Raw genomic sequence first — 23,233 nt, forward strand, 5'->3', positions numbered from 1 at the left:
GACCAGCAAGGAAGCTGCCAGGACACCGAAAACCCCTTTATTTTCAGAACCCTGCGGACAACAAAAATGCAGTAACGGCGGAGCGGGCGGCGGGGCGAGGCCAGGGACGACCCGAAGCGTCCGGAAAATCGGACGCTCAGGCGGCGAGAAACGCTGGAGAGGGCGCGGGGCACGTGAACCAGGGCGTCCGGCATTTCGGACGCCGTCCGCCCATGCGGACGCTCAGGCGGACTGGCGGTCGCTGACCAGCCCGTGACGGGCAAGCTTTTCGTAGAACGACGATTTGGCGATCCCCAGCCGGCGCGCGGCGCGGGTGCGATTGCCGCCACACTCGCGCAGCGCCCGCTCCAGCGCCTCGCACTCGGCGCTGGCCAGCGCCGCCTTGAGCGACAGGTCGCACGGCGCCGGGGTGGCGACACTGCCCCGCAGGGCCTCGGGCAGGTCGTCGACGTCGAGTCGCGATCCGCCCAGGTAGAAGGCCGCCTCGAGCACGTTCTCCAGCTCGCGAACGTTGCCCGGCCAGGCATGCCGACACAGGCAGGCCAGCGCCGCCTCGCCGAGCACCGGACAGCGCCGGCCGCGACGTTCGGCGAGCCGGGCCAGCAGATGCCGGGCCAGCACCGGGATGTCCTCGCGACGTTCGCGCAGCGGCGGGATCGTCAGCGGCACCACGTTGATGCGATAGAACAGGTCCTCGCGGAACTCGCCGCGCGCGACCAGGCTCTCCAGCGGCCGATGGGTGGCGGCGATCACCCGCACGTCGACCGGCACCAGCCGGGTCGCGCCCACCGCCTCGACTTCGCGATCCTGCAGCACGCGCAGCAGCTTGACCTGCATCGCCGGCGGCATGTCGCCGATCTCGTCGAGGAACAGCGTGCCGCCGTGGGCGAGCTGGAACTTGCCCGGCTTGCCGCCCTTGCGCGCCCCGGTGAAGGCGCCGTCCTCGTAGCCGAACAGCTCGGCCTCGAGCAACTGCTCGGGAATCGCCGCACAGTTGAGCTTGATGAAGGGCCCGCCGGCGCGCTCGGACAGCCGGTGCAGGGCGTGGGCGTAGAGCTCCTTGCCGGTGCCCGACTCGCCGCGGATCAGCACCGAGGCATCGCCCGGCGCGATCTTGCGCACCTTGGCATTGAGTCCGCGCATCGCCTCGCTCTCGCCGACCACGTCGGTGAGCTGCCAGCGTGCGCCGGCGCGGGCGTCGAGCGCCTGCCGATAGTAGTCGACCTCGGCTTCGAGAGCCTGAACCTGGGCGTTCATCTGCCGCCACTCCCAGGTGTCGTGATAGATCACCGTGCCGATCGCGCCGACGACCCGGCCGCCGCTGCGGATCGGGTAGCGGTGGGCGATCATGTGATGGCCGCGCACCAGTTGCAGTTGGGCGAGTTCGGCCTTGCCCGATGCCAGCACCTCGGGCATGCGGGTATTCTCGATCACCTCGGCGACCGGGCGGCCCAGGGCGGCGACCGGATCGACCTCGAGGAAATCGGCGTAGGGAGCGTTGAGGTAGGTGATGCGCCCCTCGGCGTCGACCACCACCACCCATTCGGTCATCGCGTCGAGGCCACGCAGCAGCAGCGTCGCGTCCCATTGGGTCGGCTGGATGTCGGCGAGCGATTCATTGGCCATGTCAGCCCCGGCGTCGGTATCGTGGGTGTGGCTCCAGCGTCGCCACTGCCGCCGGGCGTGGCAAGACGACCTTGGGTGAAGCCGCCACGGCGATGTCGCACAATCGCACAATTCAGTGGCGGGACACGTCCGACCGGCCCATAGTGGAAGAGCCCGCCCCGCCTGTCGTTGGAGACACCCGGGCGCCGCCACCCTACGCTGGAAGCACCACCACCCGACGATCACCATTCCCTATGCATGACATGGACTACCGCGTGCTGCATCAGGCACGCGACTGGGCCGGGGACGGCCACACGATCTGGCTGTGCACGGTCATCTCGACCTATGGTTCCTCGCCCAGGCCCCCGGGCGCGCTGCTCGTCGCCCGGGGCGACGGCACCCATCTCGGCTCGCTGTCAGGCGGCTGCGTCGAGGAGGCCTTTCTCGACCAGCTCGCCGCCGGCGAGTTTTCCGCCCCTGCCACCGTGCAGCGCTATGGCGAGACCCCCGCGGCCAGCGAGCGTCTCGCCCTGCCCTGCGGCGGTGTCCTCGAGGTGCTCGTCGAGCGCCGACCGGCCACGCCGGACTGGCTCGACCACCTGGCGGCCCTGTGTGATGCGCTGGCCGGCCAACGCCGTCGGGTACGCCGGGTCTCGCTCGGCGACGGCGGCTTCGCTGACCGCCCCCTCGAGGTCGACGGTCCGGCGGTCGAGCATCGCGACGACGCGGTGACGATGCGCATCGGCCCGGTGGTGCGCCTGATCGTCGCCGGCATCTCGCCGGTCGCCGAGGCCTGCGCCCGTTTCGCCCACGAACTGGGCCACGAGGTGGTCGTCTGCGACCCGCGCGAGGCGGCCTGCCGGACGTTCGCCGTCGAGGGCGTGCGCGTGGAGCCGGTGCTGCCCGCCTCGTTCATCGCCGCGGGCGGCTGCCATGGCGCCACCGCGGTGGTGGCGCTGACCCACGACCCACGCCTCGATGACCTGACCATACTCGAGGCGGTGCGCACTGCGGCCTTCTACGTCGGTGTGATGGGCTCGCGACGGACCTCGGACGCGCGCGCCACCCGGCTGATGCGGTCGGGTGGGCTGGGGCCGGAGGAGCTCGCCCGCATTCACATGCCGATCGGCCTCGACCTGGGCAGTCGCACGCCGGCCGAGATAGGTCTGGCGGTGGTGGCCGATATCCTGCGGGTCTATCACGGACGCGACCGCCATGCCCTCTGAACCCAACGCCGCAAGCCGCGCCGTCGCCGCGCTGGTCCTGGCGGCCGGCCAGTCGCGCCGTTTCGGCAGCGACAAGCGCGTCGCCCCGCTGCCCGGTCGCGGCACGCTGCTCGCCGCCACCCTGGCGACGCTTCGCCCGTACTTTCCGGAGCTCCGCGTGGTCATCGGCCCCGACGACGACCCCGCCAGCCTGGGCGTCCCCGCTGACGTCATTACCCTGGTCAACCCCGAGGCACCACGCGGCATGGGCAACACACTGGCGGTGGGCATGCAGGCGATGCAGCGCGACAGTCGCGCGCAGGCGGTGGCCGTGATGCTGGGCGACATGCCGTGGGTGCGCGCGGCCACCTTCGAGGCACTGATCGGCGAGGCCCGTGCGGATCGTATCGTGCGACCGACCTTCCAGGGCGTGGGGGGCCACCCGGTGGTGTTCGGGCGGCATTTCTGGCCGGCACTGAGCCGGCTCGACGGCGACGACGGGGCCCGCCGACTGCTGCGCGAGCATCCGCAAGCGTGTATCGAGGTGCCCGTGGGCGACGCCGGGATTCTCAAGGACCTCGACGAGCCCGACGCCCTTGCCCCGAGTTGAGCCCGGTCCGGGTCAGGCGCCGAGCGCGGCCAGTCGCTCGCGGGTGGTCTCGGCGCCCATCGCCGCAGCCAGTTCGAGGGCGGTCATGCCGTGGCTCTCGCGGGCCCGCGGATCGGCGCCCCGCGCGAGCAGGAAGTCGACGATCTCGCCGTTGTCGAACATCGCCGCGAACATCAAGGCGGTCTTGCCGTCGGGCGTGGTGCCGTCGACGGCGGCACCGTGTTCGAGGAGTAGCCGAACCATCGGCAGATTGCCCTTGAAGGCCGCGCCGGCCAGCGGATTCTGGCCCCTGTCGTTGTAGAGCTCCGGGTCGGCGCCGTGTTCGAGCAGGACCCGCGTGGTCTCGACATGGCCGTGGTAACTGGCCAGCATCAACAGGCTGTCGCCGTTGTGATTGCGCATGTTGGGCGGCAGCCCCTGGGCCAGCCAGTGGCGGAAGTTCTCGGCCTCGCCCTCACGTGCCGCGTTGAAGATCTGCGTGGCCAGGCGGATCGTCTCCTCGTCCGGGCCGTCGTGCGGCGACTGCGATTCATTCGCCATGCGCTGTTCTCCTTCACCAGTGACATTCGCTTCCAGCATAAGCCCTCCACCACCCGACGTATGCCTATGCCCCCGATCGATGGGGTCAATCACTGGCCGGCCACGGTTCCTTGGCCTGATGACGAGTCGCCGCGTTGGCCAGCAAGGCTGCGCCCGGATCCCACTGCCCCCCATGCCAGAGAGCGGTTGCCCGACATAAAAAAACTCCCGACCCCATGGGGGGCCGGGAGCTGTTTCCCTGCGTCACCTGTTTTTCTGGGTCGTTGACACTCGACGAATCGGGACCAGCGCGTGTGTCGGTTACGATGCGTGACGGGTACTTTGCCCGTCCATGCCTTGCGTCGAGTAGTCGGCTGTGACGACACGCCCATGATGCGTCGCGGCTCGTCGCCCCGCAATGGCCGGAGAATGAGTTGTGACAATCTGTGACATTCTCCCCTCGTCGGCCTCAATCCCGTCCACTCAATGCCAGTCGCGTGCCGAGGCCGATGAGTGTCACCCCCAGGCCGCGTTCCAGCCAGGCCCCCAGACGCGGACTGCGCCGCAGCGCGCCGGACAGCCAGGCTCCGAGATGCACCAGTGGCGGCTCGACCAGCCCGGCGACGACGATGATCAGGCAGCCGTGCAGGAACAACTGCGCCGGGGCGGGTCCCGCGCCGGGCACCACGAACTGCGGCAGGAAGGCCAGGAAGAAGATCGCCACCTTGGGATTGAGCACGGCGACCAGCACGCCCTGGCGAAAGACCGCCCGATGCCCGGCCGGGCGGGTCCCGCTCTCGAACTGCCAGGCGCCGCCGGCACTGCGTAGCGCCTGGATGCCCAGCCAGATCAGGTAGGCGGCGCCGACCCACTTGACCAGCGAGAAGGCCAGCGCGGAGGTGGCGAGGATCGCCGACAGGCCCAGCGCCGCCATCAGCACGTGCACCCCGGCCCCGCACCAGATCCCTAGCATCGCCGTGTAACCACAGCGGCGGCCGCCACGCGCCGTCTGACCGAGAATGAATGCCATGTCCGGTCCCGGCGACAGGTTGAGCAGCACCGCCGCGGTGAAGAAGATCAGCCAGTGGGCCAGTGAATAATCGAACATGCTTGTCTCCCGTGGCATCGCCATGACACCGGCGATCATCGTTCCAGGCGTCGCACTCCGCCACCTGCTTAGCGTCCGTGAAGGCGCGTCAGTGCGCCTCGTCCCAGTTGGCCCCCGACTCGGCCTCGACCACCAGCGGCACCTTGAGCTCGGCGGCGGCCTGCATGCGCCGCTTGACGGTATCGATGAAGCCCTCGACCTGGGTCTCGTCGACCTCGAAGACCAGCTCGTCGTGGACCTGCATGACCATCCAGGCGTCGAATTCGGCCGCGCCGTCGCGCGGGTTGAGCCAGCCGTCGACGTCGATCATCGCGCGCTTGATGATGTCGGCCGCGGTGCCCTGCATCGGGGCGTTGATCGCGGTGCGTTCGGCGGCCTGACGACGGGCGTGGTTCTGGGCCTTGATCTCCGGCAGGTAGAGGCGGCGGCCGAACACCGTCTCCACGAAACCGTCCTCGGCGGCCTGGGCGCGAATGCTGTCCATGAAGCGCGCCACGCCGGGGTAACGGTCGAAGTAACGGTCGATGTAGGTCTGCGCCTGATTGCGCTCGATGTGCAGCTGCTTGCCCAGGCCCCAGGCGCTCATGCCGTAGATCAGCCCGAAGTTGATCGCCTTGGCGCTGCGCCGCTGCTCGTGGCTGACCTGCTCGGGGGCGATGCCGAACACCTCGGCGGCGGTGGCGGTGTGGATGTCGCGCTCCTCGGCGAAGGCCTCGAGCAGCCCCGCGTCCTCGGAAAGGTGCGCCATGATGCGCAGCTCGATCTGCGAGTAGTCGGCGGCGACGATGCGATAGCCGGGCCGGGCGATGAACGCCTGGCGGATCTTGCGCCCCTCCTCGGTGCGGATGGGGATGTTCTGCAGGTTGGGGTCGGACGACGACAACCGGCCGGTGGCGGTCACCGCCTGATGGTAGCTGGTGTGGATGCGCCCGGTGCGCTTGTTGACCAGTTGCGGCAGCTTGTCGGTGTAGGTGGACTTGAGCTTGGTCAGCCCGCGGTGGGCGATGATCACCTTGGGCAGCGGGTAGTCCAGGGCCAGTTCCTCGAGCACCGCTTCGGCGGTGGACGGCGCGCCCTTGGGCGTCTTCTTGAGCACCGGAATCTTGAGCTCGTCGAAGAGGATCTCGCCGAGCTGCTTGGGCGAGCCGAGGTTGAACTCGCGCCCGGCGATCTCGAAGGCGTCCTTCTCGAGGTCACGGATACGGCCCTCGAGTTCCTGGCTCTGGGCGTGCAGGCGTGCCGCGTCGAGCGCCACGCCGGTGCGCTCCATGCGCGACAACACCGGGATCATCGGCCGTTCGAGGGTGTCGAGGACCTCGGCCAGACGCCCTTCGGCCTCGATGCGCGGGCGCAGCTCGTTGTGCAGGCGCAGGGTGACGTCGACATCCTCGCAGGCGTAGGGCACCGCCTGCTCGAGGGCGATCTGGTTGAAGGTCAGCTGCTTGGCCCCCTTGCCGGCGACCTCCTCGAAGCCGATGGTCTTCTCGCCCAGGTACTTGAGTGCCAGCGAGTCCATGTCGTGGCGGGTCGCCGTGGAGTTGAGCACGTAGGACTCGAGCATGGTGTCGGTCAACGCCCCGACGACCCGGATGGCGTAGCGGGCGAGCACCGAGATGTCGTACTTGAGGTTCTGGCCAATCTTGCCCTTGGCCGGGTCCTCGAGCAGCGGCTTGAGTGCGGCGAGCACGGCGTCGCGGTCGAGCTGCTCGGGGGCATCGAGGTAATCGTGGGCGAGCGGGATATAGGCCGCCTCACCCGGTTCCAGCGCCAGCCCGATACCGACGATCTCGGCTTCCATGTAGTCGAGGCTGGTGGTCTCGAGATCGAAGCAGAAGGTCTCGGCCTCGGCGAGCCGCGCCAGCCAGGTATCGAATGCCTCCCGGGTCAGCAGGGTGTGGTCCTGGCGGGCGGGCTTGGCCAGGGTGACATCCTCGGCGGTCTCGTCGGCCCCGCTCGATGCCGCGCCGGGGACGTCGTCGACGCCGGTATCGCGGCCCTCTAGCAGCTCGGCGAGCCAGTTCTTGAATTCCAGCTCGCGATACAGCGCGGTGAGCGCCTCACGGTCGGGATGCGCGATGTGCAGGTCGTCGAGCCCCACCGGCAGTTCGCAGTCGGTCTTGATGGTCGCCAGCTGATACGACAGGTAGGCCTGCTCGCGGTTGGCCTCGAGCTTCTTGTCGAGGGTCTTGGCCCCCCGGAACGACAGCGTCTTGATCCGCGCGAGGTCGGCGTAGATGGCATCCAGGCCGCCGCCGATGCCCTGCAGCAGGCCCAGCGCGGTCTTCTCGCCGACGCCGGGCACCCCGGGGATGTTGTCGACCTTGTCGCCCATCAGCGCGAGGTAGTCGATGATCAGTTCCGGCGGCAGGCCGAACTTGGCCTCGACGCCTGCGACGTCGAGGGTCTCGTCCTTCATGGTGTTGACCAGCGTGATGTGGCGGTTGACCAGCTGCGCCATGTCCTTGTCGCCGGTGGAGATCACCGCATCCCGGCCGGCCTCGGTGGCGAGCCGCGCCAGGGTGCCGATCACGTCGTCGGCCTCGACCCCCTCGATGCACAGCAGCGGCACGCCGAGTGCGCGGATGCAGGCGTGCAGCGGCTCGACCTGGCTCTTCAGGTCGTCGGGCATCGGCGGACGCTGGGCCTTGTACTGCTCGAAGAGCTCGTCGCGGAAGGTCTTGCCCTTGGCGTCGAAGACCACCGCCATGGAGCTGTCGGGATACTGCCTGATCAGGCTCTTGAGCATGTTGAGCACGCCCTTGACCGCGCCGGTGGGCTGACCGCTGGAGGTGGTCAGCGGCGGCAGGGCGTGGAACGCCCGGTACAGGTAGGAAGAACCGTCGACGAGGACGATGGGCGGGGTGTCAGCCATGTCGGTACCTAAGCGGGGCAGCGTTCGATGCGCCCATGATACGCAAGCCGGCCGGGCCCGTCAGGCGCCGGCGATGCCCGTCACCCCCGGTCGAGCCGGCGCGTCTTCCATCGGTCTTGACTAAAGTCAGTGCATGACGCCGCGCATTGCGCATACACTGGCGGTAACCCGCCCGACGACTCCGGAGGCCCATCATGAAACCGCTTCGTCTGCTCGCCGCGCTTCTTCTCGCCCTGCCGCTGCTGGCCGGTACGGCCGCGCCGGTACTGGCCCAGGACACCAACGACGACTCGGTGCAGCCGGACGTCACCGTGCGCCAGGAAGAGGATCGCACGATCCGCGAATACCGCGTCAACGGTCAGCTCTACGCGATCGAGATCAAGCCCAAGCACGGCCCCTCGTACTATCTGGTCGACGACAACGGCGACGGCGACTTCCACCGCAGCGACGCCCAGCGGGTCGTCCCGCCGCAGTGGGTGCTGATCTCCTGGTGAACGCGGCGCGGCCACCCCTGACAGCCATGGGTGGCAGACTCGCGCCCCCCACTGCAAGGGGCGCGCTCGAGTCGCTACAATAGCGCGCTTGGCAATCAGGGCGAGACCACCATGGCCGTATTCACCCCGCTCGACGACGCCCAGGTCGCGAGCTTTCTCGAGCGCTTCGATGCGGGCCGCCTGGTGACGCTCGAGGGCGTCGCCAGCGGTACCGAGAACTCCACCTTCTTCGTCACCACCGATCGACGGTCGCTGGTGCTGACCCTGTTCGAGCAGGGCGAGCACGACGAGCTGCCGTTCTTCGTCGATCTGCTCGACTATCTCGCCGACCACCGCCTGCCGGTCCCGGGTCCGTTGCACGACCGCGAGGGCATTGCCCTGCAGAGCCTGGCCGGCAAGCCGGCACTGCTGTTTCCGCGGCTGCCCGGCAAGCATCCCAGCGCTCCCAACCTGGCCCAGTGCCGGGCGCTGGGCGATGCCCTGGGGCGCATGCACCATGTCGGCCAGCGCTTCGACGGCCAGCGACCCAACCCGCGCGACCTGCATTGGCTGCTGGCCAATCATCATCAGGTGATGAGCTATCTGCCGCCCGAGGATCAGGCGCTGATGGCCGACGAGGTCGACCTCTACCAGGGGGTGTTCGGCGACGCCGACAGTCTGCCCCGGGGCGCCATCCACGGCGACCTGTTCCGCGACAACACGCTGTTCGACGGCGACGCCCTGGGCGGCATCATCGACTTCTACAACGGCTGCACCGGCGATCTGCTGTTCGACCTGGCGATCGTCGTCAACGACTGGGCCAGCGACGACGACGGCCGGCTCGATCCGTCCCGCCACGACGCCCTGCTCGAGGCCTATCTCGCCCGCCGGCCGCTGACCGGGACCGAACGCGAACAGTGGCCGATGATGCTGCGCATGACCGCCCTGCGCTACTGGCTGTCGCGGCTGCTGGTGATCTACGTCGATCCGCCGGCGCACGAACTCACGCCCCACGACCCGGCGCGCTTCCGGACCATCCTCAAAACGCGCATCGCTGAAGGCAACTTGCCCCTGCCGGGCTAGGCGCTGCTATCCTCGCTCACTGAATCGCTGACAGACCGGACACGCGGCCGCATAATGCGCCGCGTTTCGTTATCGGGTCGCCCCGTCTCGCCGAGGAGAATGCCATGACCGCCACTGCCGAGCAGGCACGCCGTACCTACAACATCGACCAGTGGGGCAGCGGCTACTTCGATGTCGACGACCACGGCCACGCCATCGTCCGCCCGCTGGGCAGCGAGGCCGAGGGGCCGGCACTGCCGCTCGACGCCCTGGTCGACGAGCTGCGCGGAGCCGGCCTGCAGTTGCCGGTGCTGGTGCGCTTCACCGACATCCTCCACGACCGGGTCGAGCAGCTGTGCGCGGCCTTCGACACCGCCATGGCCGAGGAGGCGTTCAATGGCGGCTACACGGCGGTCTACCCGATCAAGGTCAACCAGCAGCGCCGCGTGGTCGAGGAGATCCTTGCCACGCACGAACGCGGCCGCGACCGCGTGGGCCTCGAGGCCGGCAGCAAGCCGGAACTGCTGGCGGTACTCGCGCTCTCCGGCGACGGCCCGTCGCTGATCGTCTGCAACGGCTACAAGGATCGCGAATACATCCGCCTGGCGCTGATGGGCGAGCGCCTCGGGCACCGGGTCTACCTGGTGGTCGAGAAGCTCTCCGAACTGCCGTTGATCCTCGAGGAGGCCGCGCGACTGGGCGTGACGCCACGAATCGGCCTGCGCGCGCGCCTGGCCACGGTGGGCCGCGGGCGCTGGCAGAACACCGGTGGCGAGAAGTCCAAGTTCGGCCTCACCACCAGCCAGATCCTCGAGGTCGTCGAGCAGTTGCGCGGCGCCGGCGCACTGGCGAGCCTGCAGCTGGTGCATTTCCATCTGGGCTCGCAGATCGCCAATATTCGCGACATCCAGCGCGGCCTGCGCGAGTGCGCGCGCTTCTACCAGAGCCTGCGCGAACTCGGCGCGCCGGTGGACACCGTCGACGTGGGCGGCGGGCTGGGCGTGGACTACGAGGGCACCCGCTCGCGCAGCTTCTGCTCGGCCAACTACTCGATGCTCGAGTACGCCCGCAACGTGGTCTACGCCTTCCGTCAGGCCTGTGACGACCAGGGGCTGCCACAGCCGCACCTGATCAGCGAGTCGGGCCGCGCGCTCACGGCGCATCACGCGGTACTGATCACCAACGTGATCGGCGAGGAGCGCGTCAGCGAGGCCCCGCCGCCCCGTCAGGTCGAGGGCGACCCGCAGCTCGACGAGTTGTGGCGGGTCCACGACCTGCTGTGCCGGCGGGTCGACCCCCGCGGCCTGATGGAGGCCTGGCACGACCTGGTCCAGGCGATCGGCGAACTGCACGAGCGCTTCGTCATGGGCCTGACCGGCATCACCGCCCGCGCCGAGGGCGAAGCGGTGTATTTCGCCGCCTGCGCCCGGCTGCGCTCGCGGCTCGACAATCGCAACCGCGCCCACCGCGAGATCATCGACGAACTCGCCGAGAAGCTCGCCGACAAGCTGTTCGTCAACTTCTCGCTGTTCCAGTCGCTGCCCGACGTGTGGGGCATCGAGCAGGTCTTCCCGGTGCTGCCCCTGACCGGGCTCGACCGGCCGACGACCCGTCGCGGGGTGATCCAGGACATCACCTGCGACTCCGACGGTCGCATCGACCGCTACGTCGACGGCCAGGGCCTGGAGACCACCCTGCCGCTGCCCGAGTGGGACGATGACGACGACCGGCTGCTGGGCCTGTTCCTGGTCGGCGCCTATCAGGAGATCCTCGGCGACCTGCACAACCTGTTCGGCGACACCGACTCGGTGGACGCCTCGCTCGACGCCGACGGGCGCTGGCGGCTGTCCAACGTGCAGCACGGCGATCGCGTCGCCGACGTGCTGCACTACGTCAATTTCGACGCCGCGGTACTGCGCGCGCGTCTCGATGCCCAGCTCGAGGCCAGTTCACTGGACGCCGAGGAGCGCGCGCGCTTCATGGACGACCTCGCGGCCGGCCTGGAAGGCTATACCTACCTGGAGTGAGTCCTGAGCCGGCGTCACGGCGCGGTGCGCGTGGTCACCTCGACCCCGCCGTGGCTAGCCCCGGCCGCCAGCGCCAGGCGCAGCTCGGCCCCCCGGGGCAGCACGCCGACCCCGGCGGGCGTGCCGGTGAGTACCACGTCGCCGGGTTCGAGCGTGAAGTGGCGGCTCATCTCGGCGAGCAGTTCGGGGATGGCGAACAGCATGTCGCGGCTGTCCCCGGTCTGGCGACGCTCGTCGTCGATGTCCAGCGTGAAGTGCAGGCTCTGCCAGTCCGGTTCGCCCTCGACGGCGGCAAAGGCCGACAGCGGGCAGGCGGCATCGAAGGCCTTGGCGATCTCCCACGGGTGGCCCTTCTCCTTGAGCCGCGACTGCACGTCGCGCCGGGTCAGGTCCAGTGCCAGCCCCAACCCCGCCACCGCCCGGGCGGCCTGGGCGGGTGTCGCCGCCGTCAGCCGCTCGCCGATCAGCAGCGCCAGCTCGGTCTCGAAGTGCACCTCACCGTGGGCGAACGGCGCCTCGAGCGGCGCATCCAGGCTCACGGCGGCCGTCGACGGCTTGATGAACAGCAGCGGCTCGCTGGGTACCGGGTTGTCGAGCTCGCGGGCGTGCTCGGCATAATTGCGCCCGACGCAGACGATCTTGCCCAGCGGTTCGGCGAAGGACTTGCCGTCGGTAAAGTGCGCAGTGAAGGCCATGGCCTGGCTCCCTGTAACGATCATGGAACCCGCAGTCTACCCCAGCCGGGTGCACGAACGGCAACGGCCCCGCTGTCGGGGCCGTTGGCCTGTCGCTGCCTCGTCGTGAGGCCGGTGGCTCGGCGTCACTCGGGACGCCAGGTCTCCTCGGGGCGATGGGCGAGGAACGCCGGGCGCTTGCGGCGTGCGCCATAGGGCTCGACACAGGCGTTGTCCCAGCGGTTGTAGACGAAGAACACGTTGCTGCGCGGGTCGGGGGACATGTTGGCGTTCGAGCCGTGCAGGGTGTTGCAGTCGAACAGCAGCAGGCCGCCGGCCGCTCCGGTGGGCGACGCGATGCCGTTGGCATCGATCAACCGCTCCAGCGCGTCAGTGCCGGGCACGCCGAACTCCTGGGTCTTCAGCGACTGCTTGTGATGATCGTCCGGCGTCTCGCCCAGGCAGGGCACGAAGACCTTGTGCGAGCCGGGGATCAGCATCAACGGGCCGTTGAAGTGATGGTTGTCGGTCAGCACGATCGAGGCGCTCACCGCGTGCATCGCTGGCATGCCGTCCTCGGCGTGCCAGGTTTCGAAGTCCGAGTGCCAGTTGAAGCCCTTGCCGTGAAAGCCCGGCTTGTAGTTGATGCGCGACTGATGCACATAGGCATTGCCGCCGAGTATCTGGCGCACGCGACCGGTGAGACGCGCGTCACGCGCCAACTGGGCGAAACGCTGCGACAGGAAGTGCACCGCGAACAGCGAGCGGATTTCCTGGCTGTCGGGCTCGGTGATGCTGAAGTCCTTGCCACGGAAGTCGTCGTTGTCGAGCAGCGCCTTGAGTTCGGCGCGCAGCTCGGCGACTTCCTCGGCAGAGAGAAAACCGGGCTCGAACAGGAAACCGTCGCGCTCGAAGCGGTCGAGCTCGTCCGGGCCCAGGGGGCCGTCTTCGGCCCGGCCCCGGACCACGCCTTCCTGGCGCGGGATCCAGAGCGTCTCGGGGCGCCGGGACAGCCGGGTGGGGTAGTGGTCACGTCGCTGGGATGCCGTGGCAGCACGGCTGCGGGATGCGGTCTGTACTGACATCCAATCACCTCCGAAGTTTGTGATCAGGTTCAGATCCAGTCCTATGACGATCGATTCGCTGGCTTGTCGATAGGGATCCTTTGATGCCTCAGCGGGTACGTATCCTAGAAGATTCCCCCTATCTTGCAACCACCCGCCCTGGTGCACGCGCATCGCCGCCGCAACGGCCCCCGGCTGGGCCCCGCCGTACGGCTCGACCTCCCGCCCGGGCTCGTTTGCCGCGTCGAACCCGATGCCGACTCGCCTGTCCAAGTCGGTAATCGACCGGGGCGAGGTCATCCCGGCCCGCTGTCGAGGGGCTTCTCACATCGCGCCCCAAGCACGCAACCTTTGGCACAACCCACGCGAAAGTAAACCTACGTTATCGCAGGGAGGCTACCGATCATGGTTTCTTTTGCGCTTTTTGCAGGACTGCTGATTAGGAGAGTGCGTGCGACACGTGAGCAGTCACATGTTGAAGCGTTTCGGGCATTTCGTCTCGCTGAGCGAGGCAGAAACCGCTCTGCTGAGCGAACTGGAGCGCGACTCCCGGCCGGTGGCGGCGGGAGACTGGCTGTGGCACGAAGGCGATCCGGCGGACACCCTGCTGGTCCTCAGCGAAGGCTGGGCCTGTTCGGCCCGTTATCTGCCCGACGGCAGTCGCCAGTTGCTGGAAGTCTTCCTGCCCGGCGACATCCTGGGTATCTTCGAACTGGTTACCGGCGAACGGCGCAACGACGTCTCCATGCTGACCGACGGCCAGGTCAGCGAGTATCCCTACACTCGCGTTTTCGAGCTCTTCGAACGCTCGGAACGGCTCAAGACCGCGCTCTTCGCCATCGCCAACCAGCATCAGGCCATGCTGGCCGAACGCCTGGTGAGCGTGGCACGCCGCAACGCTCGCGAGCGTCTGGCTCACTTTCTCTGCGAGTGCCGCGCCCGGTTGCCGGGCTCCATGAACGACACGGCCACCCAGAGTTTTCTGCTGCCGTTGTCACAGCAGGATCTGGCCGATGCCCTGGGCATGAGCACGGTGCACGTGAGCCGCACCTTCACTGCCCTGGCCTGCCTGGGGCTGGTACGCCGCCAGCACTTCCACATGGTGATTCTCGACCCGCGACGCCTCGAGTGCATGGCCGATTTCAACGGCGACTACCTCGCCTGTGACCATCAGGCGCTCGTCCGCCCCCCGGAGCTGATCGCCGGCGGGCCCTGAGATCGAGGCGTCTTGAAACCTTCCATGCTTCCCGGTCGGAGGGACAAGCCCTTCCCCCGACAGTGACGGGCGAATGAATCTCGGCCGCACCGGCTGGGATTCGCCATGCGTTGCCAACCCATTGTCGCCCCACTATGTTGTCTACAACCCTCATGAAAATCGAGGGCTCCAATAATGACAACGGCAGGGGACATTATGCGATCCGATATCGCCAAGGGACTGCCGTGGCAACGGTTCATTCCGTTGTATCCCAAGGGCAGGGTGGGCCGGCATCTGCGATGTCTCGGCGTGCTGGCCTGCCTGATGGGCCTGGGGTGCCTGATCGTCTATGCGACCGGCGGCACGGCTTACGCCTATCCGTACCTGATGCTGATTCCGGTGATCCTGAGCGCCGCCTGGTATCACGTCTACGGCGGCCTGACGGCCGCCTTCGTCGCCGCCTCCCTGTTGGCGTGCCTGCCGCTCGAGGTGGCCACCGGGACGACACAACCCATCAGCAACTATCTGGTCCGGCTGAGCCTGTATCTGGCGATCGGCGGTTTCACCGGGTGGCTCTTCAAGATGCTGGAAGAGGCCAATCGACTGCGCGAGATGGTCTTGCGCCACGATCCCCGCTCCGGCCTGCTCAACCTGGTCGCCCTGGAGGAGTCGCTGTCGTGCGACGTCCTCGCGCCCGCCGAGCAGCGGGCCTCGATGGCCCTCTTTCTGGTTCGCATCACCGACATCACCGACGTGCTCGAGGCCCTGGGGGCGGATGCCACGGACGCCCTGGTCACCGCCCTGGGCACACGCTTTCGGGTGGAGTTCCCGGCCATCGAGGGCGTCTATCGCTACGGCAACGCCGAAATGCTGCTGCTGTTCAGGGACATCCGGCGCCCCGACATTGCCCGGCTCGCCGAGGCACTGAGCGAGGCCGGTGAACGCAACATCGTCATCCAGGACCTGCCCATTCGCCCGCAGCTGGTCTTGGGCAGCGCCCTCGGCCGGCGTGACGGCAATCTGTTCGACGACCTGATACGCGAGTCACGCATGGCCATGCTCGCCGCGCTCGAGCATAAACGCAGCCACTGTCACTATTCGCCGGACTATCAGCGACGCACGCTGCAGACGGTCCAGTTGATCTCCCGCGTGCGGCGCGGCGTCGAGCGCGAGGAGTTCGAGCTGCACTATCAGCCCAAGATCCGCCTGGCCGATGGCCGGGTCTGTGGTTGTGAAGCCCTGCTGCGATGGCGCAGCGATGACGGCAGCCTGGTGGCGCCGGGCCTGTTCATGCCCAAGGTCGAGGATACCTCGCTGATCGCGCCGATCACCGAGTACGTGACCGAACGTGCCTGCCGCTTCGTCATGCAGCATGACGAGCCCGTGAGCATCAATTTCTCGGTACGCAACCTCTACGACGAGAGTCTGCTCTACCGATTGCAGGCGCTGGTCGAATCACAGGGTATCGACCCCCGACGCCTCGAGGTCGAGATCACCGAAGGGGCGCTGATTCAGGACCTGGCCTTCGCCAAGGCCGTCATTCAGAAAATCCGCGACTTCGGTGCCGGCGTCAGCATCGACGATTTCGGAACCGGCTTTTCCTCCTTCAAGTACCTGCGCCACCTGCCGATCTCGGGGCTCAAGATCGACCGTGCCTTCGTGCAGGATCTCGAGAGCGACCCTCGCGCCCGGGCGCTGATGAAATGCATGATCGAGGTCGGCCATGCCCTGAGCCTGACGGTCACCGCCGAAGGCGTCGAGACCGACGAACAGTACAAGATATTGAGCGACCTGGGCTGCGATCAGATACAGGGGTTTCTCATCTCGCCGGCCCTGCCACCCGAGGCGTACCTGGCCTGGCGCCGGACTCATGCCGCCCGCGCGCTGCCGGGCATGATTCGGTGAGATTCCCAAAGACGACGGCGCTCCCCGCACGCCTTCCCCCTGACGCCGTCACGTCTTGTCCGGGCCTTTACCGCTACACCAACTGCAAGTAGAGCAGGCGGCTGCCTGACGAGGTCCCGGTCAACAGTTGCAGTCCGTCGGCGAGTTCCACCTTGCCGCCTACCGGTATTGACTCCCCCGTTCCCACATTCACCAACGCCGGCATGCCCTCGTTGACCAGGAACCAACGTGCCTTGTGGTGCACGAAATAACCGACACGCGATTTGTGCCTCTCGGCCAGTCGCTCGTTGGGCACGATCGTTCGATCGATGTGCCAGGGAAAGAGACTCTGATTGGAGTAAACCATCAACCGATGGTTATCCGGCCGGTAGCGGTCGCCTCGCTTCGAGTAAAGATTGATCACCGGCAGTCGCCCCCGATAGGGCGTGCCACAGAAGGGGCAGCGTGGCGCCCTGGTGTTGTCGAAGACGAACCAGCCTTGCTGGCAGTCACGATTCTGGCACGGTTGAATCAGGTCGACCGTCTTGATCAGTGCCGCCTCCCACTCGTCGGCACTGGGCCGGCTGCGAGGCTCGTGCAACCCCTCGATGAAGGCCCGGTCGAACAGTGCCTTGAGATAGGGACCGGTCACGGTATAGGGCAGCCGACTCGGGTCCTTCCACGGCATTTCGGTCGGTTTGGCCTCGCTGGGATCGATGCGGTTGCTGGCATCATCAGGGTGCTCGACGAACAGCGCCTCGGCCCCCATGGTCAGACGCTCGTCCTCGCCGGGGTCCTCGGCATGCACCTTTTTGCCGCGCAGCGGGTGCCGCAGCAGCAACAGGGTGTAGACCATCACGGCCAGCGCATGCCGATCGGTCAGGATGCTGGGCAGGGCACGGTTCGGGTCGGTCTTCGGCAGATGGCTACTTGCCACGCACTCCGGGGCGATAAAGTCGGGCGTGCCCACGACCTCCGGCGGGAAGCGATCGGGAACCACGAGTCCGTCGACATCGATGATGCAAACCTGGCCCTTGGTGGGAGCCAGCAGCACGTTCTTGTAGCTCAGGTCGCTATGCGCCAGCCCCGCCGCGTGCAATCGCCGCACGGCGCGTGCCAGACGCAGGCAAAGCTGCAGGTAATTGAGCCAGCTCCCCCGCTCGCGCGCATCGAGAAACTTGAACTGGTTGTTGGGTGACGCGAACCACTTGCCTTCCTTGTCCTTGCCCTGAATCTTGAGCATGTCGCCATTCAACGAACCATGCTCGAAGAAGAAGTGGTCCTTGTAGAAAGGCGCCACGATGCCGACCCGTCCATTGTGCTCCACCGTCGCGGTGGGCCAGCAGAATAGCTGTTCCCAATAATCGCCCTGGGTGTCGTCGAAAATCCGCTGACGATAGGTGCCGGTGATCATTTCCAGGCGCTGACGCGCTGCCGCATCCAGGGCGTTGCGGTAGAACGCCACCACATAACGCTTGTCAGGACTGGCATAGACATCCTTCATGCCACCGCTGGCGATGATCTTGTCACGAAACTCGACCCGCTCGCCGTTCGAATCGGTCAGGGTGATGATCGATTCACTCATCCGTAGCGTCTCCCGAGTCGGCATTCGCCACCCGACCGTCCCGATACAGCACCGCCAGCGTCCGGTCGTCGTGATGACGCTCGATGAAGAAATCCAGGTACTCGAGCAATGGGTCCCGCTCCTCCTCACACCGCGGTGCGGCCAGGACCGGAGCCAGTTCTCCGTATAGCGACCACCAGCCTGCGGCTTCCTGCATGGCGTTATCGGAATCGAACTTGGGATCGGTCACGCCATCGGTCGCCAGAATCAGCGCGTCGAGGGTTTCGAATACGCCGACCTTGACGCGCTGATAGAGGCTCTGCCCCTCCTGGAACAACGGGGCATCGAGAAAGCGGGTCTGCCCGGCATGCTGCCCCGAGTCGGCACTGTTCATGAGCGTCGCCCGACAGCCCTCGAAGAGCGCAGCGATCGCCCCGTCGCCGATACCGAAGGTCACCACCACGTGCCCTTGCGAGGTTTGCTTGTGCAGCGCCAGCAGCAGGGTGGTCGAAAAGGCCTTCAGGGGACGACCGGAGGCCTCGGCTTCGTCGTGGATCGCCCGGTGCCCCCGATGTACGGCGGTAATGATGGTCTCCTGCAGGGGGATCACCAGCGCTTGCGGCATTCGCGAACGATCACCCTCCGCCCACCACGTCAACACGGCCCGCTCCAGCTCGGCACCGGCGTTCTCGTCGAGAGTCGAAAGCAGGGTATCGCGAGCGGTCGTCGTCGCCAGCAGGCTACCTTGTCGGGAAAATTCACAGGAACCCGCGCCATCGCCAACCAACAACAGGTTCCAGCCTGATGTCGTGCGATCGATCACGCCTTCGTCATCCCGCTGACCGCCACGATGGGCGTGAGAGCGACCGCGCAGCGATCCCACGGCCATACGCCAGCCATCGCCCGCCGCCAGCCGTTCGACCACGGCGTCGGGCTTGGCGTAGGGCGCATTCGGGTCGGACGCCCGGTTCTGCCAGAGGTCCCGTGAACTCGGGATCAGCGCCAGCTTGAGTGTCAGGCGCTCGACCGGCTCATCGCGACTATCGACTCCCACCATCGACAGCACCACCGAACCGCTCAGCGTCGGCTTGCCCTGCAGCCACCGCGTCTCGGTCAACGTCAGGCCGGTGCCGGCATCGTCCTCGAGAACCAGGCGCGACGGCAGGTGGTCGATCACCGCGTCGAGCTCGACCTCGTAAACCTGGCCGACGCGGCCGTTGGGCAGGCTCTCGGTGCGGGCCGGCACCGGCGGTGGCTCGGGCGGGGGGGCCGACGATACCGGAATGTCGCCGGGCTGCAGAGAGGCGGCGGCGTGCGGGTCATCCGAGTCGGTATCATGATGTCCAGACACTGTGGTTTCCTCGCTGATGGCGATGCCCGGCGTGAAGCCGTCCGGCTGGACTTCTGGCGCTTGGTGCTTCTCGGCGCTCTCGGCAAAGTGCCGAGCCAGCTTGTCATGCAATTGCTCTCGAAACGCGTCGATCATCTCCGCCGCGTCGGTCTCGGTCATCACGCGCTCCATCAGGCTATCCTTCAGTCGCTGCCGAGGATTCGCGTACATCAAGCTGGAGAGCACGCGGGTGTAATACGCTTGCGACCGCCTCACCCTTGCCCCCTGCCGATATCGAAACGGCTACCACCACCGTCGCCGAACTCGATGGAGGCATCACACCAGGGGCAGGTCTGCACCCCGGGCCCGTTGCAGCACATCAACCTGCCACAACGGCACATCGCAAACGACGTGGCCGCTGCACAATGCGGACACGGCGGCACGCCCTCGAGCTGATCGCTGCTAACCGTCGAGGCACTCCCCCCTTCAGCACTCCATTCGAAATACGTTTCGCTCAACGGATAGGCACCCTCGAGTCCGTAGACGCCCTGCCCTGCAGGCCCACCGAAGCCCCCTGGCACCGATATGGCGTTGTACTTGAGCAGGTACGGCTTCCGGCTGCGATGGCAACGCCCGGTAAAGACGACGACCTGATCGTCGACTGGCGCCGCATCGCCATCCTTGACCAGGCTGATCCCCACCTCCTCGGCCTTGGCCAGTGAAATACCCGGTGCGCTCTGGCCCATGTCGAGCGCCTGACTCTGAGCGGCGACCGACGCGGAGACCCATCGCGCGAAGCGGCTCAGATCATCGTCACCACCGGCCCCCAGGGCCACGACATCATCGGTGAGCTGCTTGAGTATCCGGGCATCGGCGGCGCCGCCCAGGGTCACGGCAATCAGGTGGGCACGACTGGCATACTGCTGGCGCCAACGACGAATCGCCGCCTCGGTACGATCGGTCGGACGGCCATCGGTCAGCAGGTAGACAACCGGCTCCCAGTCACCTCGTCGATCGGGCGTGGTCTTCTTGACATCGACCTCGATACGCGTCATCAGCTCATCGAGCGCCTCGCCCAGCGCCGTGCCGCCCCCCAGGGGCAAGCGCGGCGGATAGAAGCTCATCAACTCGACCAATGGCACCACCATGCCCGCCTTCCCGGCGAAGGCGATCACCGAGATGTACACAGTCTCCAGGGCGTTGGGATCCTGACGAAGCTGCTCGACGATCGACTCCATGGCAGCCTGCAACTGAACCAGTGGCTCGCCAGCCATGGACTCCGAGACATCGAGCACGAAGAAAATCGGTAAACGTCGCATCACGGCCTCGCGTTACAAGACAACCTGAACTTCGTCGGGCGGCGGCGGCAAGGTGATGTCATCGTCAGCACCATGCTGCTGGCCGCTGGCGTTAGCCGCGATGGAGGCCGAAACCCACTGGAAGTACGTGGCGAAACCGGCACTGTCCATGGTCTCGAGACTCACCGTCTTGGTCGCGAACTTCTTCAGATGCTCCTGCTTGGCCTTAGGGCCCGCGGCACAGGCGATGATCTCCGAGAACTTCATCCCCTTGATACGCTTTACCGCCGCCTCGAAGTCCATCAGGTCCGACGGTGCGCCATCGGTCATGACGAACAGCATCGGTCGAAAGTCGCCCTTCTGCTCGGCGGTCGAAGTGATGACGTCCCGCTCCACACAATCGCAAACCTTGTCGAGACCTTCCCCCATATGGGTCGCTCCGGAACGGGGCAGCTCGATGTCCTCGACCTGGGCGTCGGCCAACGGCTGCAGGGGGAGCAGCTCCTTCACCTGATGATCGAAGGTAATGACCGAAAGGTACACGGTCTCCAGCGCATAGGGATCCTGGCGCAGAGCCGTCAGCATCGCTGCCAGCCCAACGTTGACCGACTGAATGGGCTCGCCGCGCATGGAGCCCGACGAGTCGATGAGCAAATAAATGGGTAGTCGACGATCCATGGTGACTCCTGGCCTCAATCTTTGTGCAGGTCGATGACATTGATTTCTCGAGGCGGCGGCGGCAGTTCCGCAACGCCATCGCCGCCGCCGGACTCCACGGACTGGCTGGTCATCGAGACGCTTGCCGACACCCAGGCGAAGAAAGCGCGGATCGACTCGGCGTCGTTACTGTCCAACCGAACCACATCCGTGGCGAACCGCTGCAGATCCGCCACGTCGGCCTCGGCACCCGCCGCGCAGCCAACCACCTTGGCCACGCTGACGTTCTTCATGGCCTGGACACCGGCCTCCAGGTCATCATTGGCAACGCCATCGGTGAACACGAAGACCAGCGGGCGCCAGTCACCCTTGGCATCACGGGTCGCTGTCTTGACCTCCCGGCGGATTCCCTCGGCGGTCAGCGTCAACGCGGCGCCAAGGGACGTCGAACCATCCGGACGGAGCGTGGGCGGCTGGAAGGTCATCAGGTCGGACAACCCCACGGTATGCTCGGCTTTCGAGCTGAACTCGATGACCGAGAGATGCACCGTCTCCAGGGCGAAAGGGTCTTGTCGCAACATGTCGACAAGCGCCTGCAGCCCTTGGTTGACGGCATCGATCGGCTCACCGGCCATGGAATAGGACTTGTCGAGGACAAGGTACACGGGCAGTCGTCTCATGGATTCCTCATGACGGTTAGTGTCGGTAGTGCGCGATGGTGGGTCGACGTCGCCGATTCCCCGAGACCGCTCGGGACGCGACCCACCAGGCATGATAGGAGCATGGCAGGCCCATCAGACGTTCCCGCCGCCGCGGCCTACTTCCGACCCGCCTTCCAGCGGAAGCCGAAGCCGTACTGCTTGTCCGCGACCTGGTGGCCCGCGAAGTAATTCACTTCCTTGGAGATGTGCAACGCACCGTCTCGATTTTCCAGCATTGCGATCACGCAGAAGTTCTGCTGGCTGCCACTGGCATCCATGCGGATCTCGATTTCCGGTTGGTCGGGCGTCTTGATCACGACACGGCCATCGGTCTGGGCCCAGTTGGGCACACCCTCGTAGATGAAGGCGAAGATCATCACACGCTTGACGTCGCTCCAGTGCTTGCCATTGATATAGAGGTTTTCGCCGGCATTCACCGCCCCCGTTCGATCGTCGCCATCCAGGAAGATGTAGGGAGCACTGTCGAGGCTACCGAAATGCCGGCCGAGGGCCTGCACGATGCCCTTGGTGCCATCGCGAAACTCGTACATGCACCCCAGGTCCAGATCGATGCCCCCCGACTTGCCGCCACCCAGTAGCGAGCCCAGCAAGCCTTTCTTGGCGCCGCCACCGCCGCCCGGGTTCCAGTTCAGGTTGACGTGGATCTTGCCGAAAGAGCTCGACGTCTTTTCCAGCGATATCGTGTCGCCCTTCTTGTCCAGGGTTATCTTACTGAGATTGATCGACTTCTTGGCCTCGGGACCGGGCTTGGCCGCTGACGGCGTCTCACGAGGCGTGGCCTGGCCGGCGCCACCCTCGACCTCGACGCCAAAGTGTTCGGCGAGCGGCGCCATGCCGCCGGCAAACCCCTGGTCGACCACTTTCACCTTCCATTCATCATTGCGACGATACAATTCACAGACGATCAGGGATTTCTCGGGACGTCCGGCGCCTTGGCCGTCGAACGTGAAGTCGTCGCCTGCGCCGAAGAGCCGAAAGCTGTAGCCGCCGGCCAGTGCGGACAGGCCTTGCTCGACGGTCAGGACGAAGGCGATGCGCTCCAGGTGCGGCGGCACCTTGCTCAAGTCGACGCTAAACGTTGACCCGTCTTCCTGCGACACCGCACCGGAGGCATGACGTGGCTGATTGAAGAAGACGAAATCGACATCGGACGACACCTTGCCAGTCTTGGCGAGCAGGATCGCCGAGGCATCCAGGTCGATGGACGATGCATGGTCGACATTGAACTGCAACGTCAGCTGCGACGTCGAAAGCTTGGCATTCTGGCCAGCGACGAGAGGGTTACTCATTGCTTACTACATCCTCGGTTAAGGCAATTGCCGACGGTCATACCGCGATTTCGGCGCAGCCACTGACGGCAGGGC

General features: G+C 66.5%; 19 protein-coding genes. 7 read left to right on the forward strand and 12 right to left on the reverse strand.

The features are described from left to right. Positions 1-222: 222 nt before the first annotated feature. Positions 223-1,626: a sigma-54 interaction domain-containing protein gene (locus tag D0901_RS11490; RefSeq protein ID WP_129140444.1), complete on the reverse strand. Its 1,404-nt coding sequence runs from the start codon at positions 1,624-1,626 to the stop codon at positions 223-225. Positions 1,627-1,859: 233 nt separating this feature from the next. On the opposite strand from D0901_RS11490, the gene D0901_RS11495 reads away from it, so the two are divergent. Together D0901_RS11495 and D0901_RS11500 are read left to right on the forward strand one after the other, a co-directional pair. Continuing rightward, on the forward strand, positions 1,860-2,831 hold the full coding sequence (locus tag D0901_RS11495) for an XdhC family protein (protein ID WP_129140445.1): 972 nt from the start codon (positions 1,860-1,862) through the stop codon (positions 2,829-2,831). Next, positions 2,821-3,420, forward strand: coding sequence for a nucleotidyltransferase family protein (locus D0901_RS11500; protein ID WP_129140446.1), 600 nt, complete (start codon positions 2,821-2,823; stop codon positions 3,418-3,420). Before D0901_RS11495 ends, D0901_RS11500 begins: the two co-directional genes overlap by 11 nt. 12 nt (positions 3,421-3,432) lie before the next feature. On the opposite strand, the gene D0901_RS11505 is transcribed toward D0901_RS11500, so the two are convergent. The 3 genes from D0901_RS11505 to polA all read right to left on the reverse strand — a co-directional run bounded on the left by D0901_RS11505 (position 3,433) and on the right by polA (position 7,919). After that, complete coding sequence (locus D0901_RS11505) at positions 3,433-3,960, reverse strand: ankyrin repeat domain-containing protein (RefSeq protein ID WP_129140447.1); 528 nt, start codon at positions 3,958-3,960, stop codon at positions 3,433-3,435. A 448-nt stretch (positions 3,961-4,408) separates the two neighbouring features. After that, positions 4,409-5,047, reverse strand: coding sequence for a LysE family translocator (locus D0901_RS11510; protein WP_129140448.1), 639 nt, complete (start codon positions 5,045-5,047; stop codon positions 4,409-4,411). Positions 5,048-5,135: 88 nt separating this feature from the next. Continuing rightward, entirely contained in the window at positions 5,136-7,919 is a 2,784-nt protein-coding gene (gene polA, locus D0901_RS11515) for a DNA polymerase I (RefSeq protein WP_129140449.1), read from the reverse strand. A gap of 194 nt (positions 7,920-8,113) precedes the next feature. On the opposite strand from polA, the gene D0901_RS11520 reads away from it, so the two are divergent. From D0901_RS11520 to speA, 3 genes are all read left to right on the forward strand, one after another. Beyond that, positions 8,114-8,413 carry a DUF2782 domain-containing protein gene (locus tag D0901_RS11520; RefSeq protein WP_129140450.1) on the forward strand — a complete coding sequence of 100 codons (300 nt, stop codon included), beginning with the start codon at positions 8,114-8,116 and terminating at the stop codon, positions 8,411-8,413. A gap of 111 nt (positions 8,414-8,524) precedes the next feature. Then, positions 8,525-9,475: a homoserine kinase gene (locus D0901_RS11525; RefSeq protein ID WP_129140451.1), complete on the forward strand. Its 951-nt coding sequence runs from the start codon at positions 8,525-8,527 to the stop codon at positions 9,473-9,475. Between the two features lie 104 nt (positions 9,476-9,579). Beyond that, positions 9,580-11,481: a biosynthetic arginine decarboxylase gene (gene speA, locus D0901_RS11530; protein ID WP_129140452.1), complete on the forward strand. Its 1,902-nt coding sequence runs from the start codon at positions 9,580-9,582 to the stop codon at positions 11,479-11,481. 14 nt (positions 11,482-11,495) lie between these two features. Here speA and D0901_RS11535 read toward each other — a convergent pair whose 3' ends face one another. Continuing rightward, positions 11,496-12,176: a fumarylacetoacetate hydrolase family protein gene (locus D0901_RS11535; protein ID WP_129140453.1), complete on the reverse strand. Its 681-nt coding sequence runs from the start codon at positions 12,174-12,176 to the stop codon at positions 11,496-11,498. A 125-nt stretch (positions 12,177-12,301) separates the two neighbouring features. Then, complete coding sequence (thpD, locus tag D0901_RS11540) at positions 12,302-13,240, reverse strand: ectoine hydroxylase (protein ID WP_129140454.1); 939 nt, start codon at positions 13,238-13,240, stop codon at positions 12,302-12,304. Positions 13,241-13,691: 451 nt separating this feature from the next. On the opposite strand from thpD, the gene D0901_RS11545 reads away from it, so the two are divergent. Together D0901_RS11545 and D0901_RS11550 are read left to right on the forward strand one after the other, a co-directional pair. Then, positions 13,692-14,435, forward strand: a complete 744-nt coding sequence (locus D0901_RS11545; protein WP_129140455.1) for a Crp/Fnr family transcriptional regulator — start codon at positions 13,692-13,694, stop codon at positions 14,433-14,435. A gap of 195 nt (positions 14,436-14,630) precedes the next feature. Continuing rightward, complete coding sequence (locus D0901_RS11550; protein ID WP_162500860.1) at positions 14,631-16,319, forward strand: putative bifunctional diguanylate cyclase/phosphodiesterase; 1,689 nt, start codon at positions 14,631-14,633, stop codon at positions 16,317-16,319. A gap of 73 nt (positions 16,320-16,392) precedes the next feature. On the opposite strand, the gene D0901_RS11555 is transcribed toward D0901_RS11550, so the two are convergent. The 6 genes from D0901_RS11555 to D0901_RS11580 form a co-directional block, all read right to left on the reverse strand. Further along, a complete protein-coding gene (locus D0901_RS11555; protein ID WP_129140457.1) occupies positions 16,393-17,883 on the reverse strand; it encodes a helix-hairpin-helix domain-containing protein in 1,491 nt (496 codons plus the stop codon). Further along, positions 17,876-19,372, reverse strand: a complete 1,497-nt coding sequence (locus tag D0901_RS11560) for a PP2C family serine/threonine-protein phosphatase (RefSeq protein WP_162500861.1) — start codon at positions 19,370-19,372, stop codon at positions 17,876-17,878. Before D0901_RS11560 ends, D0901_RS11555 begins: the two co-directional genes overlap by 8 nt. A 92-nt stretch (positions 19,373-19,464) precedes the next feature. Beyond that, positions 19,465-20,511: a TerY-C metal binding domain-containing protein gene (locus D0901_RS11565; RefSeq protein WP_129140459.1), complete on the reverse strand. Its 1,047-nt coding sequence runs from the start codon at positions 20,509-20,511 to the stop codon at positions 19,465-19,467. A 12-nt stretch (positions 20,512-20,523) separates the two neighbouring features. Then, on the reverse strand, positions 20,524-21,168 hold the full coding sequence (locus D0901_RS11570) for a vWA domain-containing protein (RefSeq protein WP_129140460.1): 645 nt from the start codon (positions 21,166-21,168) through the stop codon (positions 20,524-20,526). A 14-nt stretch (positions 21,169-21,182) separates the two neighbouring features. Then, complete coding sequence (locus tag D0901_RS11575) at positions 21,183-21,827, reverse strand: vWA domain-containing protein (RefSeq protein ID WP_129140461.1); 645 nt, start codon at positions 21,825-21,827, stop codon at positions 21,183-21,185. A gap of 137 nt (positions 21,828-21,964) precedes the next feature. After that, positions 21,965-23,158: a TerD family protein gene (locus tag D0901_RS11580; RefSeq protein ID WP_129140462.1), complete on the reverse strand. Its 1,194-nt coding sequence runs from the start codon at positions 23,156-23,158 to the stop codon at positions 21,965-21,967. Between the last annotated feature and the right edge of the window lie 75 nt (positions 23,159-23,233).

Source organism: Modicisalibacter coralii (genome assembly GCF_004117855.1).
Lineage (GTDB): Bacteria > Pseudomonadota > Gammaproteobacteria > Pseudomonadales > Halomonadaceae > Modicisalibacter > Modicisalibacter coralii.

Coding starts and splice junctions, on each gene's coding strand:
- polA (WP_129140449.1), bottom strand. CDS start 7,919: ATGGCTGACACCCCGCCCATCGTCCTCGTCGACGGTTCTTCCTACCTG.
- D0901_RS11555 (WP_129140457.1), bottom strand. CDS start 17,883: ATGAGTGAATCGATCATCACCCTGACCGATTCGAACGGCGAGCGGGTC.
- D0901_RS11505 (WP_129140447.1), bottom strand. CDS start 3,960: ATGGCGAATGAATCGCAGTCGCCGCACGACGGCCCGGACGAGGAGACG.
- speA (WP_129140452.1), top strand. CDS start 9,580: ATGACCGCCACTGCCGAGCAGGCACGCCGTACCTACAACATCGACCAG.
- thpD (WP_129140454.1), bottom strand. CDS start 13,240: ATGTCAGTACAGACCGCATCCCGCAGCCGTGCTGCCACGGCATCCCAG.
- D0901_RS11575 (WP_129140461.1), bottom strand. CDS start 21,827: ATGAGACGACTGCCCGTGTACCTTGTCCTCGACAAGTCCTATTCCATG.
- D0901_RS11525 (WP_129140451.1), top strand. CDS start 8,525: ATGGCCGTATTCACCCCGCTCGACGACGCCCAGGTCGCGAGCTTTCTC.
- D0901_RS11570 (WP_129140460.1), bottom strand. CDS start 21,168: ATGGATCGTCGACTACCCATTTATTTGCTCATCGACTCGTCGGGCTCC.
- D0901_RS11545 (WP_129140455.1), top strand. CDS start 13,692: ATGTTGAAGCGTTTCGGGCATTTCGTCTCGCTGAGCGAGGCAGAAACC.
- D0901_RS11560 (WP_162500861.1), bottom strand. CDS start 19,372: ATGACCGAGACCGACGCGGCGGAGATGATCGACGCGTTTCGAGAGCAA.
- D0901_RS11495 (WP_129140445.1), top strand. CDS start 1,860: ATGCATGACATGGACTACCGCGTGCTGCATCAGGCACGCGACTGGGCC.
- D0901_RS11565 (WP_129140459.1), bottom strand. CDS start 20,511: ATGCGACGTTTACCGATTTTCTTCGTGCTCGATGTCTCGGAGTCCATG.
- D0901_RS11500 (WP_129140446.1), top strand. CDS start 2,821: ATGCCCTCTGAACCCAACGCCGCAAGCCGCGCCGTCGCCGCGCTGGTC.
- D0901_RS11535 (WP_129140453.1), bottom strand. CDS start 12,176: ATGGCCTTCACTGCGCACTTTACCGACGGCAAGTCCTTCGCCGAACCG.
- D0901_RS11510 (WP_129140448.1), bottom strand. CDS start 5,047: ATGTTCGATTATTCACTGGCCCACTGGCTGATCTTCTTCACCGCGGCG.
- D0901_RS11520 (WP_129140450.1), top strand. CDS start 8,114: ATGAAACCGCTTCGTCTGCTCGCCGCGCTTCTTCTCGCCCTGCCGCTG.
- D0901_RS11550 (WP_162500860.1), top strand. CDS start 14,631: ATGCGATCCGATATCGCCAAGGGACTGCCGTGGCAACGGTTCATTCCG.
- D0901_RS11580 (WP_129140462.1), bottom strand. CDS start 23,158: ATGAGTAACCCTCTCGTCGCTGGCCAGAATGCCAAGCTTTCGACGTCG.
- D0901_RS11490 (WP_129140444.1), bottom strand. CDS start 1,626: ATGGCCAATGAATCGCTCGCCGACATCCAGCCGACCCAATGGGACGCG.